At 60.9% G+C, this 14,282-nt stretch carries 9 protein-coding genes and 1 pseudogene; 8 read left to right on the top strand and 2 right to left on the bottom strand.

The window, feature by feature from the left end; all coding sequences use genetic code 11:
* Window positions 1-9 precede the first annotated feature (9 nt).
* Window positions 10-858 (bottom strand): DNA-3-methyladenine glycosylase 2, encoded by an 849-nt coding sequence (gene alkA, locus B8P98_RS09245; protein WP_095032900.1) that lies wholly within the window; start codon window positions 856-858, stop codon window positions 10-12.
* A 137-nt stretch (window positions 859-995) separates the two neighbouring features.
* Here alkA and yegD point away from each other — a divergent pair, with 137 nt between their 5' ends.
* From yegD to B8P98_RS09225, 5 genes and pseudogenes are all read left to right on the top strand, one after another.
* The gene (gene yegD / locus B8P98_RS09240; protein WP_095032899.1) at window positions 996-2,348 is read left to right on the top strand and encodes a molecular chaperone; all 1,353 of its coding nucleotides are present in this window, start codon (window positions 996-998) and stop codon (window positions 2,346-2,348) included.
* Window positions 2,349-2,743: 395 nt separating this feature from the next.
* Window positions 2,744-3,187: pseudogene (locus B8P98_RS09235) on the top strand (sensor histidine kinase); the annotation flags it as partial.
* Between the two features lie 14 nt (window positions 3,188-3,201).
* Window positions 3,202-3,903 carry a response regulator transcription factor gene (locus tag B8P98_RS09230; protein ID WP_095032898.1) on the top strand — a complete coding sequence of 234 codons (702 nt, stop codon included), beginning with the start codon at window positions 3,202-3,204 and terminating at the stop codon, window positions 3,901-3,903.
* 225 nt (window positions 3,904-4,128) lie between these two features.
* Window positions 4,129-4,269 carry a small membrane protein gene (locus B8P98_RS31800; RefSeq protein WP_042929430.1) on the top strand — a complete coding sequence of 47 codons (141 nt, stop codon included), beginning with the start codon at window positions 4,129-4,131 and terminating at the stop codon, window positions 4,267-4,269.
* 116 nt (window positions 4,270-4,385) lie between these two features.
* Window positions 4,386-4,997 (top strand): helix-turn-helix transcriptional regulator, encoded by a 612-nt coding sequence (locus B8P98_RS09225; protein ID WP_095032897.1) that lies wholly within the window; start codon window positions 4,386-4,388, stop codon window positions 4,995-4,997.
* 271 nt (window positions 4,998-5,268) lie between these two features.
* Here B8P98_RS09225 and B8P98_RS09220 read toward each other — a convergent pair whose 3' ends face one another.
* Window positions 5,269-6,501 (bottom strand): dicarboxylate/amino acid:cation symporter, encoded by a 1,233-nt coding sequence (locus B8P98_RS09220; RefSeq protein ID WP_227676603.1) that lies wholly within the window; start codon window positions 6,499-6,501, stop codon window positions 5,269-5,271.
* Window positions 6,502-6,843: 342 nt separating this feature from the next.
* On the opposite strand from B8P98_RS09220, the gene B8P98_RS09215 reads away from it, so the two are divergent.
* From B8P98_RS09215 to mdtC, 3 genes are read left to right on the top strand one after another with little or no spacing between them, the layout of a single operon-like run.
* Window positions 6,844-8,082, top strand: a complete 1,239-nt coding sequence (locus B8P98_RS09215) for an MdtA/MuxA family multidrug efflux RND transporter periplasmic adaptor subunit (protein WP_095032896.1) — start codon at window positions 6,844-6,846, stop codon at window positions 8,080-8,082.
* Window positions 8,082-11,204: an MdtB/MuxB family multidrug efflux RND transporter permease subunit gene (locus B8P98_RS09210; RefSeq protein WP_080897464.1), complete on the top strand. Its 3,123-nt coding sequence runs from the start codon at window positions 8,082-8,084 to the stop codon at window positions 11,202-11,204. The genes B8P98_RS09215 and B8P98_RS09210 overlap by 1 nt, the downstream gene beginning before the upstream one ends.
* Window positions 11,205-14,282 carry a multidrug efflux RND transporter permease subunit MdtC gene (gene mdtC / locus B8P98_RS09205; protein ID WP_095032895.1) on the top strand — a complete coding sequence of 1,026 codons (3,078 nt, stop codon included), beginning with the start codon at window positions 11,205-11,207 and terminating at the stop codon, window positions 14,280-14,282.

Below are 14,282 nucleotides of genomic sequence, written 5' to 3'. Positions count from 1 at the left end.
CCCGGACGGCTATTCCACCACCGGCGTCCAGTCATCGGTATACCAGATGTGCAACAGCGCATAGGATCGCATCGGCTGCCAGCGGCGGGCATAGCGGGCGATGATGGCCGGGGTCATTCCCGGAAAGCGCTGTTTAATCAGGTAATCGTCCGGCAAAAAGATATCCTTCGCCTGCCAGCCGCGCAGGGCAAAGTAGTTTGCCGTCCAGCGGCCAATCCCGGGGAATGTCTGCAACTGCCTGAGCCCGGCGTCGATGTCCGTCGGCGCGGTCAGGGGCAACTCGCCGCTGAGCGCCGCCCGGGCGAGATGGATCAGCGCCTCTGCGCGTCGAAGCGGCATGCCCAGCGCCTTCAGCGCCTGCGGTTCGACCCGGGACAAGATGTCCGGCGTCGGGAACAAGACATAGCCAGGCGCCTCCGCCAGCGGTTCGCCCCAGCCTGCCGCCACTTTGGCGGTGAGCCGGGCGGCCATCGCCACGCTCACCAGCTGGCCCAGCACCGCGCGCACCGCCTGCTCGAAGGCATCCAGCGCCCCCGGCAGACGTAGCCCCGGCCGCGCCTCGGCCAGGCCGCCGAGCGTGCAAGCGACCTGCCGCGGATCGCAGGCCAGATCAAACAGCCGGCCAATTCGCGTATAGCAGATCTCCGCCACCGGCTGCAGCCCCGGGGAAAGGGTCACCCGCAGGCCCTGCGCCTCTACATCTGGCGTCAGATGGATCAGACCACGATGGCCCGCCACAGCAAAGCTGCGGCTATAGCCTCCATCATGAAAGCGCTCAACGCCGGCGACGGCACGCGCCTGCAGAAAACCAACCATCCACGCCCAGTCGTAGGGGGGGATCCAGGGTAACAACACCATAAGCTCTCCTTTATATAGCGTTTCAATGATAGTCGCCCACGGCCATCGGCGCCTTGCTTTTAAATTCCGGTTGTCGGCATGGCGGCAATCCGCTAAAGTCGCCCCCCTTCTTCACCGGCATGGGGATTTTGCAGACGATGTTTATTGGTTTTGACTACGGCACCGCCAACTGTTCGGTGGCCGTGATGCGGGAAAACAAACCCCAGCTGTTGACGCTGGAAAACGGCAGCGCGCTGCTGCCCTCGATGCTCTGCGCGCCAACGCGCGAAGCGGTTAGCGAGTGGCTCTATCGCCATCACGACGTGCCCACCCACAGCGACGAAAACCAGGCGCTGCTGCGTCGGGCCATCGCCGCGAACCGCGATGAAGACATCGAAGTACTGCGCAACAGCGTGCAGTTCGGCCTCGCCTCGCTACAGCAGTATGTTGAGGATCCGGAAGAGGTCTACTTCGTTAAATCGCCAAAATCCTTCCTCGGCGCCAGCGGGCTTAAGCCGCAGCAGGTGGCGTTGTTTGAAGACCTGGTCTGCGCCATGATGCTGCACATCAAGCTGCAGGCCGAAAGCCAGCTGCCCGAGCCCATCGACCAGGCGGTGATTGGCCGACCGATTAACTTCCAGGGCCTCGGCGGCGACGAGGCGAACGCCCAGGCGCAGGGCATCCTGGAGCGGGCCGCCCGCCGCGCCGGTTTCCGCGACGTGGTCTTCCAGTTTGAACCGGTGGCCGCCGGGCTCGATTTCGAAGCGACCCTCAATGAAGAAAAACGGGTGCTGGTCGTCGATATCGGCGGCGGAACCACCGACTGCTCTCTGCTGCTGATGGGCCCGCAATGGCGGGAACGCGCCGACCGCCAGCAGAGCCTGCTCGGCCACAGCGGCTGCCGCATCGGCGGTAACGATCTCGACATTGCCCTGGCCTTCAAATGCCTGATGCCCCTCCTCGGCATGGGCGGCGAAACGGAAAAAGGCACCGCGCTGCCGATCCTCCCGTGGTGGAACGCGGTGGCGATCAACGACGTGCCGGCGCAGAGCGATTTCTACAGCACCGCCAATGGCCGTCTGCTTAACGATCTGCTGCGCAGCGCCCGGGATGCCGACAAGGTGGCTCTGCTGCTGAAGGTCTGGCGCCAGCGTCTCAGCTATCGTCTGGTGCGCAGCGCCGAAGAGAGCAAAATCGCCCTCTCCAGCGCCGCCAGCGTCGAAACCGCGCTGCCATTTATTCAGGACGATCTGGCCACCGCTATTGCCCGGCAGGGACTGGAAGCGGCGCTGGATCAACCGTTGACCCGCATTATGGAACAGGTGCAGCTCGCGCTCGACAGCAGCCAGACCACCCCGGACGTGATCTATCTTACCGGCGGCAGCGCCCGCTCGCCGCTGATCAAAAAGGCGCTGGCCGCCCAGCTGCCGGGTATTCCGCTGGCCGGTGGCGATGATTTTGGCTCGGTAACCGCCGGGCTGGCCCGCTGGGCGCAGGTGGTTTTCCGCTAACCCCAGCCCACCGTCGCCGCACAGCAGGTCTGTCCTGATCCTGGCGCTGCAAAATACGCTGGAATATTCCTGGGCTCCCACGCAAAATGGCCTGTTTGTCCGGACAGGCCTGTCCACTCTCCCCGCATCCGGGGTCTATTACCCATACCGTAGCCAGACGTCTGCGGTCTGTATCGTTGGCATGCCGCAAGGGGGCGTGATTGAAAAGGGTGTCTGCGATCTTGGCGGCAGTGCGGCATCGCCGGCTGCGATTGCTGGCCGGCTGGCTGGCCAGCTGTGGATTACTCTTTCTGCTGGCTATCCCGCAGGCGCAGGCGACAACGCGCCAGGTGGGCATTGATATTCCGGTCCAGTGGTATACGGACGACAGCGGCCAGATGACCCTCGATCGCTTTTCCGCCCTGCTGTCGGTGATCAACATGGCCGCCTCGGTGGTGGCCATCTCCCACGACCATTACCTGAACATCCGCCATTACGGCGCGGTGGAAAGCCCGCAGCTGCAGGCCGATGCCGGCCTGCTGTGCATCGCCATCGCTAATCTGCTGGATAACGCGGTGAAGTATTCGCCCCCCGGTGAAATCGCCATCGATATCCGCTCCGAAGCCGGGCATACCGAGCTGCGCATTCGCGACCACGGCCCGGGCCTGCCCGACGGGCAAGCGGAACTGATCTTTGAGCGCTACCGCCGCGGCGAGCACACGTCGCCGGTGCCGGGCGGCACCGGTCTCGGACTGTATGTTGCGCGTCAGATCGTGCAGGCTCATGATGGCAAACTGTGGCTGGCCGAGCATGGCCCGGACGGCTGCACCTTTATTCTCACCCTCCCCACGGTTGCTTAAGAGGAGAACGACGTATGGCTTTACGGCTGGCGATAATTGAAGATAACGCCGATCTGCTGGATGAACTGCTGGCCTGGCTGGGCTATCGCGGCTTCGAGGTGTGGGGCTCGCGCAGCGCCGAAGCCTTCTGGCGGCAACTACACAGCCATCCGGTGGATATCGTGCTGATTGATATTGGTCTGCCCGGCGAGGATGGTTTCAGCGTGCTGAGCTACCTGCATGAGCTGGGGCACTACGGGCTGGTGGTGGTTAGCGCCCGCGGCCAGCAGCAGGATAAACTGCAGGCGCTGAGCCTCGGGGCCGATGCCTACCTGATTAAACCGGTTAATTTCGCTCATCTGGCGGAGACGCTAACCGCCCTCGGCGCCCGAATGGAGCAGGACCGTCCGGCACCCCACCAGACCGAGGTGGCCAACACCACGCCATCCACCGCCACCGGGCTGTGGCGTCTGCAGGAGGATAAACTTATCTCCCCCGACGCCCGAACGCTGGAGCTCACCCAGCAAGAATATCGCCTGGTGGAGCTGTTAATGCGCAATCGCAACGAAGTGTGCAGCAAACTGGAGCTTCATGCCTGCCTGTTTTCCCACGAAAGCGAGCCTGACCTGCACCGCATCGACGTGGTGATTAGCCGCCTGCGCCATAAGGCACGCCAGCAGGGAATTCACCTGCCCGTACGCGCGATCTTTGGTAAGGGGCTGGCCTTTATTTCCTGATGGACGGCGCGCTGAGGACCGGAATCACGTGACGGGGTTAATTTTTCTCATTTTCTGAGAGAAATGAGAGGAATGAGACTGACGATGCTGTTAAGAACTTTCTTATAGTGCTACCACATCAGGATGATGTCGTATGATTTTCAGTGGACAGAAAAGCATATAACAAAACGTATTAGCCGTTCGTGGCAAATTCTGAGATCATGCAACACAAACAAGGTAAAAACGATGGCCATGCAAACGTGGTTAGTTTTATTGCTATGCATTTTTTTCTTCAGCATCTCTGTATACAGCTTTATTTCCTATCTGAAAGACAGGAGACGGCAGAAATTTACTTTTAACGACAAGCGTTCCGCTCGTCGTAAATAATTCACTTTAAAATAATAAAAAATTATTGCAGGTACTTTTATACCGTCAACACACCGCATACGCCCGGAGGATTGGTCACAGCATGGCGTTATGTTTTTGCATAAGGAAATAACGCCATGAGAAACATTAATGTCACTATTAATACCCGCAATACCTTTGTACGTGAATCGCTGGTCGCCATGGTCAATGACCTGACCCGGGATGATATGCAGACGCGTTTTTCCTGGCGCAACGACGACCTGTCAGGCGAAGACATCATTATTTATGAAGTGATCCCCGGCGAAATTTACCTGTGTAATTCGCTGATTAAGAACAGGAAAAAAGGCAGCTCGCTGATCGTCCTTCACAGCTATGAGCAGTTGCCGGAAGATGATTTCATGATCAATTGCCTGAAGGGAGTCATTTTTGTTTCGCTGAAAACGGCCAGTATTCCGCAGCTGCTGGCGATCATTAAAAGCGAGCTCCAGCATTGTATGGATCCGTTGGCGATTGACGCCGCCAGCCGGGAACTGAGCTGCGCCAGCTGCCCGCATCGCGTGCTATCGCGATCGCAGACCGCCGTCGTGCACGGCATTCTGGAAGGGCTGGATATGAGTAAAATCGCCGCTCTGCAGCGCGTCACGCCGCGTACTGCCGCCTACCATAAAAATAAGATCATGGAAAAATACCGTCTGAATAATAACCACGACTTTTTCCAGTTTATGAATCTGCTACGTGAACGCTGGTAGGGAAAATAGCGAACACAAAAATAGGATATTCACCAGATGATATTGTCTAAAATCCGAAAATAACAGCAGAATGCGAAAAAATCGCCAGCGCGGCCAGACATAACGTTAAACTCTGACGCTTCCTCGATATAAAGACGTTCGCGCGCGTTTTTATATAAGAAAAAAGACTATTTAAGAGGAAAACGGATACTTCGTCACATTGCCCCTGACGTGCCTGTCAGGGGTCTTTTTTTCTGCGTGGAATAGCGCCCTCAAGGAAAGCGCGGCAAAATCAGGCTTCCGCTTTCTCGGCTTCCCAGTCCGGCTGGACGTCCTCGTCTGTCAGCAGACCTTCGTTTTTCGACAGCATCGCGGTGGCGATGCCGTTACCCAACACATTAATGGCGGAGCGCCCCATGTCGAGGAAATGGTCGATACCCATCAGCAGCAGGATCCCGGCGACCGGAATATTGAAGCTGGGGATCGTCGCCGCCAGGACCACCAGCGCCGAGCGCGGAACCCCGGCGATGCCTTTCGAGGCCAGCATCAGGGTCAGCATCATGACCGTAATCTCGCTAAAGCTCAGCGGCACGTTATAGGCCTGGGCGATAAACATCGCCGCGAAGGAGCAGTAGACCATCGAACCAACGAGGTTAAACGAGTAGCCAATCGGCAGGACGAACGAGACGATATTGCGTGAGCAGCCAAACTTCACCAGGCGCTCAAGCGTTTTCGGGTAGGCCGCTTCCGAGCTGCTGGTGGTAAAGGCTACCAGCACCGGATCCTTCAGCATATTCAGCAGACGGAAAACCTCTTTTTTCAGCACCATATAACCGACGGCAATCAGTACCGCGCTGGTTAACAGCACCGCCAGATAGTAGCCGCCGATGAACGAAGCGTAGTTGAGCAGGATCCCCAGCCCCTGCGAGGCAATCACTGAGGAGATAGCGGCGAAGATAGCCAGCGGCGCAACATACATCACATAGCCCGTCACCTTCAGCATAATGTGCGACACCACGTTGAGGGCCGCCACCAGCGGAGCATTAAACTTCTCGCCCAGCGACGCGCCGGCGATGCCAAAGAACATCGAGAACACCACGATCTGCAGGATCTCGTTGTTAGCCATCGCCTCAGTGATGCTGGTGGGGATGGTATGCGACAAGAACCCTTTCAGGCTCATGCCGCTGACCGCCAGGCCGGTATCCACGGCCTCTTTCGGCACCGCCAGGTTTAACCCGCTGCCCGGGTGCTGAAAGGTGACGATCACCAACCCAACGAGAATGGATAACACCGACGAGGTGATAAACCACACCATCGCCTTACCGCCCACCCGGCCAATGGTCGCCGTCTCGCCGAGACGCATAATACCGACCGTCAGGGTGCTGAACACCAACGGTGCGATGACCATTTTGATCAACCGCAGAAACAGATCGGTCAGCAGCGTAATGTTATCCGCCCAGGCGGAGATGGTGGTCGGCGTCGCATAGGCATGGATAGCCGCGCCGGAGAGGATCCCCATCAGCATAAAGATGACGATGAAGAGCGTGAGTTTGTTTGCGTTTGCCACAGCAATGACCCCTGATTATTTAACACGTTGATTTTAAAGTACATCTGTTATTATTATGGGAATGCACTGATTTATTCACCGCATAAATCTAATTAAAGCCTCTCCGGATACAACTGTTTTTTGCTTTTTTAAACTAAAAGTTGATATCACCCCGGAAATCGACAACGAGACCGCCCGGCGTCGCGGTGGTTATCCAGACATTTCTCAACCTTCTTTTCATAATTCCTCCATTTTTACGGCCCCTTCCCTCACTAAACTAGTATCATTCAGCGAAACGCTTCAGGATGAGACCGTAAACTAATGAAAGGCAGTAACATACGTCGTTGGGGCGCCGCGCTGGCGGTAGTGATTATCGCCGGGGCCGCCTACTGGTTCTGGCACGATCGTGGGACGAGCAGCAGCGGGCCCCCCGCCGCCGGGCAAGGTCCACAGGGGCCGGGTGGCGCACGCCATGGCCGCTTTGGCGGCGCGCTGGCGCCGGTGCAGGCGGCCACCGCCACCGAAGAAGCGGTCCCACGCTATCTTACCGGCCTGGGTACCGTGACAGCGGCCAATACGGTGACCGTCCGCAGCCGGGTCGATGGTCAGTTGCTGAGCCTTCATTTTCAGGAAGGGCAGCAGGTGAAAGCCGGCGACCTGCTGGCGCAGATCGACCCCAGTCAGTTTAAAGTCGCCCTCGCCCAGGCGCAGGGCCAGCTGGCGAAAGATAACGCCACCCTCGCCAACGCCCGCCGCGATCTTGCCCGCTACCAGCAACTGGTGAAAACCAACCTGATCTCGCGCCAGGAGCTCGACACCCAGCAGTCGCTGGTGGTGGAATCCGCCGGCACCGTGAAGGCCGATGAAGCGGCCGTCGCCAGCGCCCAGCTGCAGCTGGACTGGACGCGCATCACCGCGCCGATTGACGGCCGCGTGGGCTTAAAGCAGGTGGATATCGGCAACCAGATATCCAGTGGGGACACCACCGGGATCGTGGTTCTCACCCAGACGCACCCGATCGACGTGGTCTTTACCCTGCCGGAAAACAGCATCGCCACGGTGGTACAGGCGCAGAAAGCGGGCAAAACGCTCAGCGTCGAAGCCTGGGATCGCACTAATAAGCAGAAAATCAGCGTCGGCGAGCTGCTGAGTCTCGACAACCAGATCGATGCCACCACCGGAACCATCAAGCTGAAGGCGCGCTTCAGCAACCTGGACGACGCGCTGTTCCCTAACCAGTTTGTTAACGCCCGCCTGCTGGTGGATACCCAGCAGAACGCGGTGGTGATCCCTGCCGCCGCCCTGCAAATGGGTAACGAAGGGCATTTCGTGTGGGTACTGAACGATGAGAATAAAGTCAGCAAACACAGCGTCACGCCGGGGATCCAGGACAGCCAGAAAGTCGTGATCAGCGCCGGGCTTTCCGCCGGCGATCGCGTGGTCACCGACGGAATCGACCGCCTGACCGAAGGGGCGAAGGTGGAAGTCGTCACCGCCAGCAGCGGCGAGCAGGCACAGCCTGCCCCGCGCCAGAGCGGTAAACACGGAGCGCGTTCCTGATGCAGGTGTTACCCCCAGGCCGCACCGGCGGCCCCTCCCGGCTGTTTATTATGCGTCCGGTCGCCACCACTTTGCTGATGGTGGCTATCCTGCTGGCCGGGATCATCGGCTACCGCTTTCTGCCGGTCTCTGCGTTACCGGAGGTTGATTACCCGACCATCCAGGTGGTTACCCTCTATCCGGGCGCCAGCCCGGACGTGGTGACCTCCGCCATCACCGCCCCGCTGGAGCGCCAGTTCGGCCAGATGTCCGGCCTCAAACAGATGTCGTCGCAAAGCTCCGGTGGCGCCTCGGTAGTCACGCTGCAGTTCCAGCTGACCCTGCCGCTGGACGTCGCCGAGCAGGAAGTGCAGGCGGCGATTAACGCCGCCACCAACCTGCTGCCGAGCGATCTGCCCAACCCGCCGGTCTACAGCAAGGTGAACCCGGCGGATCCGCCGATCATGACCCTCGCCGTCACTTCTTCCGCCATTCCGATGACCCAGGTGGAGGATATGGTGGAGACCCGGGTGGCGCAGAAAATCTCCCAGGTCTCCGGCGTCGGTCTGGTGACCCTCGCCGGCGGCCAGCGCCCGGCGGTGCGGGTGAAGCTTAACGCCCAGGCCATCGCCGCCCTCGGCCTGACCAGCGAAACCGTGCGCACCGCTATCACCAGCGCCAACGTTAACTCCGCGAAAGGCAGCCTCGACGGCCCGGCCCGGGCGGTGACGCTTTCCGCTAACGATCAGATGCAGTCGGCGGAGGATTATCGCCGCCTGATTATCGCCTATCAGAACGGGGCGCCGATCCGTCTCGGCGATGTCGCCAGCGTCGAGCAAGGCGCCGAAAACAGCTGGCTGGGGGCGTGGGCCAACCAGCAGCGGGCCATCGTGATGAACGTCCAGCGCCAGCCGGGAGCCAACATCATCGACACCGCCGACAGCATTCGCCAGATGCTGCCGCAGCTTACCGAAAGTCTGCCGAAATCGGTGAAGGTGCAGGTGCTCTCCGACCGGACCACCAACATTCGCGCCTCGGTACACGACACCCAGTTTGAGCTGATGCTGGCCATCGCCCTGGTGGTGATGATCATCTATCTGTTCCTGCGCAACGTCCCGGCGACCATCATTCCCGGCGTCGCGGTGCCGCTGTCGCTGGTGGGCACCTTCGCGGTAATGGTGTTCCTCGACTTCTCGATCAACAACCTGACGCTGATGGCCCTGACCATCGCCACCGGCTTTGTGGTGGATGACGCCATCGTGGTGATCGAGAACATCTCGCGTTATATCGAAAAAGGCGAGAAGCCGCTGGCCGCCGCACTGAAAGGCGCGGGGGAAATCGGCTTCACCATTATCTCCCTCACCTTCTCGCTGATCGCGGTGCTGATCCCGCTGCTGTTTATGGGCGATATCGTCGGCCGCCTGTTCCGCGAATTCGCCGTCACCCTTGCCGTCGCTATTCTCATTTCGGCGGTGGTCTCCCTGACTCTGACGCCGATGATGTGCGCCCGCATGTTAAGCCACGAATCGCTGCGCAAACAGAACCGTTTCTCGCGTGCCAGCGAGCGTTTCTTCGAACGGGTGATCGCCGTCTACGGCCGCTGGCTGAGCCGGGTGCTGAACCATCCGTGGCTGACGCTCAGCGTCGCGCTGAGTACCCTGGCGCTGTCGATTATCCTCTGGGTCTTTATCCCGAAAGGCTTCTTCCCGATCCAGGATAACGGCATTATTCAGGGCACCCTCCAGGCGCCGCAGTCGGTCTCTTTCGCCAGCATGGCCGAGCGCCAGCGGCAGGTGGCCAGCATTATCCTTAAGGATCCGGCGGTGGAAAGCCTGACCTCATTTGTGGGCGTCGACGGCACCAACCCGGCGCTGAACAGCGCCCGTCTGCAGATCAACCTCAAACCGCTCGACGATCGCGACGACCGCGTCCAGATGGTGATCGGCCGCCTGCAGCAGGCGGTGGCCGGCGTTCCGGGCGTAGCGCTCTACCTGCAGCCGACCCAGGATTTGACCATCGACACCACGGTGAGCCGCACCCAGTATCAGTTCACCCTGCAGGCGAACTCCCTGGAGGCGCTGAGCACCTGGGTGCCGCCGCTGCTCAGCCGCCTGCAGGCCCAGCCGCAGCTGGCCGACGTCAGCAGCGACTGGCAGGACAAGGGCCTGGCTGCGTATATCAAGGTGGATCGCGACAGCGCCAGCCGCCTCGGCATCTCAATGGCCGATGTGGATAACGCGCTGTACAACGCCTTCGGCCAGCGGCTGATCTCCACCATTTACACTCAGGCAAATCAGTATCGCGTGGTGCTCGAGCAGGATACCGAGGCGACGCCGGGCCTGGCGGCGCTGGATAATATCCGCCTGACCAGCAGCGACGGCGGTATCGTGCCGCTGACCGCCATCGCCTCGGTGGAGCAGCGCTTTACCCCGCTGTCGGTGAACCACCTCGATCAGTTCCCGGTGACCACCATCTCGTTCAACGTCCCGGACAACTACTCGCTGGGCGAAGCGGTGGAGGCGATCCTCGCCGCCGAACAGTCGCTGGATTTCCCGACCGATATCCGCACCCAGTTCCAGGGCAGCTCGCTGGCCTTCCAGTCGGCGCTCGGCAGCACCGTCTGGCTGGTGGTCGCCGCGGTGGTGGCGATGTATATCGTGCTGGGGGTGCTGTATGAGAGCTTTATCCATCCGATCACGATCCTCTCCACCCTGCCCACCGCCGGGGTCGGGGCGCTGCTGGCGCTGTGGCTGGCGGGCAGCGAGCTGGACGTGATCGCTATTATCGGCATCATCCTGCTGATCGGCATCGTGAAGAAGAACGCCATCATGATGATCGACTTCGCGCTGGCCGCTGAACGCGAGCAGGGCATGCCGCCGCGGGAAGCGATCTACCAGGCCTGTCTGCTGCGTTTTCGGCCGATCCTGATGACCACCCTCGCCGCCCTGCTCGGCGCCCTGCCGCTGATGCTGAGCACCGGGGTCGGCGCCGAGCTGCGGCGTCCGCTGGGGATCGGCATGGTCGGCGGTCTGATGCTCAGCCAGGTGCTGACCCTGTTCACCACCCCGGTGATCTATCTGCTGTTTGACCGCCTGTCGCTGCACCTGAAGCGCCGCTTCCCGCGTCAGGAAGAGGAGGCGTAAGTGAAGTTTTTTGCCCTCTTCATTTACCGCCCGGTGGCGACGATCCTCATCTCGCTGGCCATCACCCTGTGCGGCATTCTCGGCTTCCGGCTGCTGCCGGTAGCCCCGCTGCCGCAGGTGGACTTCCCGGTAATCATGGTTAGCGCCTCGCTGCCGGGGGCTTCGCCGGAAACCATGGCCTCGTCGGTGGCCACCCCGCTGGAACGCTCCCTGGGACGGATTGCCGGGGTCAATGAGATGACCTCCTCCAGTTCGCTGGGCAGTACCCGCATCATTCTTGAGTTTAACTTCGACCGCGATATCAACGGCGCGGCGCGCGACGTTCAGGCGGCGATCAACGCCGCGCAAAGCCTGCTGCCAAGCGGGATGCCCAGCCGGCCGACCTACCGCAAAGCCAACCCGTCGGATGCGCCGATCATGATCCTGACGCTGACCTCGGACACCTACTCCCAGGGTGAGCTGTATGATTTCGCCTCCACCCAGCTGGCGCAGGCCATCGCGCAGATCGACGGCGTGGGTGATGTCGACGTCGGCGGCAGCTCTCTGCCGGCGGTGCGCGTCGACCTCAACCCGCAGGCGCTGTTCAATCAGGGCGTGTCGCTGGACGCGGTGCGCACCGCCATCAGCGACGCCAACGTGCGCAAACCGCAGGGGGCGCTGGAGGACAGCGCGCACCGCTGGCAGGTGCAGACCAACGATGAGCTGAAGACCGCCGCCGACTATCAGCCGCTGATCGTCCACTACCAGAATGGCGCGGCGGTGCGGCTGGGAGATGTCGCCACCGTTTCGGATTCGGTGCAGGACGTACGTAACGCCGGGATGACCAATGCCAAACCGGCGATCCTGCTGATGATCCGCAAACTGCCGGAAGCCAATATTATCCAGACGGTGGACAGCATCCGCGCCCGCCTGCCGGAGCTGCAGCAGACGATTCCGGCGGCCATCGACCTGCAAATCGCCCAGGACCGCTCGCCGACCATCCGCGCCTCGCTGGAGGAGGTGGAGCAGACGCTGGTGATTTCGGTGGCGCTGGTGATCCTCGTGGTGTTCCTGTTCCTGCGTTCCGGGCGCGCCACGCTGATCCCGGCCGTCGCCGTCCCGGTTTCCTTAATCGGTACCTTCGCCGCGATGTATTTGTGCGGTTTCAGCCTCAATAACCTGTCGCTGATGGCCCTGACCATCGCCACCGGCTTCGTGGTCGATGACGCCATCGTGGTGCTGGAGAATATCTCCCGCCATCTGGAGGCGGGGATGAAGCCCCTGCAGGCGGCGCTACAGGGGAGCCGCGAGGTCGGCTTTACCGTGCTGTCGATGAGCCTGTCGCTGGTGGCGGTGTTCCTGCCGCTGCTGCTGATGGGCGGCCTGCCCGGCCGTCTGCTGCGCGAGTTCGCCGTCACCCTGTCGGTGGCGATCGGCATCTCGCTGGCGGTGTCGCTTACCCTGACGCCGATGATGTGCGGCTGGCTGCTGAAAAGCGGTAAGCCCCATCAGCCGACGCGCAATCGCGGCTTTGGCCGCCTGCTGGTGGCCGTGCAGGGCGGCTATGGTAAGTCGTTAAAATGGGTGCTCAAGCATAGCCGGCTGACCGGGCTGGTGGTGCTGGGCACTATCGCCCTCAGCGTCTGGCTCTACATTTCGATCCCGAAAACCTTCTTCCCGGAGCAGGACACCGGGGTGCTAATGGGCGGCATTCAGGCCGACCAGAGCATCTCCTTCCAGGCGATGCGCGGCAAGCTGCAGGACTTTATGAAGATCATTCGCGAAGATCCGGCGGTGGATAACGTCACCGGCTTCACCGGCGGCTCGCGGGTCAACAGCGGGATGATGTTTATCACCCTCAAGCCGCGCGACCAGCGCCACGAGACGGCGCAGCAGGTGATCGACCGGCTGCGCAAAAAGCTGGCCAACGAGCCCGGGGCCAACCTGTTCCTGATGGCGGTGCAGGATATTCGCGTCGGCGGCCGGCAGTCGAACGCCAGCTACCAGTACACCCTGCTGTCTGACGACCTGTCGGCGCTGCGCGAATGGGAGCCGAAGATCCGCAAAGCGCTGGCGGCGCTGCCTGAGCTGGCGGACGTCAACTCGGATCAGCAGGACAATGGCGCCGAAATGGACCTGGTTTACGACCGGGATACCATGTCGCGCCTCGGCATCAGCGTCCAGGACGCCAACAACCTGCTGAACAACGCCTTCGGCCAGCGGCAGATCTCCACCATCTACCAGCCGCTCAACCAGTATAAGGTGGTGATGGAAGTGGATCCGGTCTACACCCAGGACGTCAGCGCCCTGGACAAGATGTTTGTCATCAACAGCGAGGGTAAGCCGATCCCGCTGGCTTATTTCGCCAAATGGCAGCCAGCCAACGCCCCGCTGTCGGTCAACCATCAGGGGCTGTCGGCGGCATCCACTATCTCCTTTAACCTGCCCACCGGCCGCTCGCTGTCGGAAGCCAGCGACGCCATTAACCGCACGATGACCCAGCTCGGGGTGCCGTCGAGCGTGCGCGGCTCCTTTGCCGGTACCGCTCAGGTGTTCCAGCAGACCATGAACGCGCAGGTGATCCTGATCCTCGCGGCCATCGCCACGGTCTATATCGTGCTGGGGATGCTCTACGAGAGCTACGTGCATCCGTTGACCATTCTCTCGACGCTGCCCTCCGCCGGGGTCGGCGCCCTGCTGGCGCTGGAGATATTCGATGCCCCGTTCAGCCTAATCGCCCTTATCGGGATCATGTTATTAATTGGCATCGTGAAGAAAAACGCCATCATGATGGTTGATTTTGCCCTTGAGGCGCAGCGTAACGGCAATCTGGCGCCGGAAGAGGCGATTTTCCAGGCCTGCCTGCTGCGTTTTCGGCCGATTATGATGACCACCCTGGCGGCGCTGTTCGGCGCCCTGCCGCTGGTGCTCTCCGGAGGCGATGGCTCCGAGCTGCGCCAGCCGCTGGGGATCACTATTGTCGGCGGTCTGGTGATGAGCCAGCTGTTAACGCTCTACACCACGCCGGTGGTCTATCTGTTCTTTGACCGTCTGCGACTGCGTTTTTCGCGTCACTCCACTCAACCGGTAAGCGAATAA

This window comes from Klebsiella quasivariicola, assembly GCF_002269255.1.
In the GTDB taxonomy this organism is placed as follows: domain Bacteria; phylum Pseudomonadota; class Gammaproteobacteria; order Enterobacterales; family Enterobacteriaceae; genus Klebsiella; species Klebsiella quasivariicola.
The sequence above is the reverse complement of the archived record's forward strand: the minus strand, read 5'-3'. Positions and strand labels throughout refer to the sequence as shown.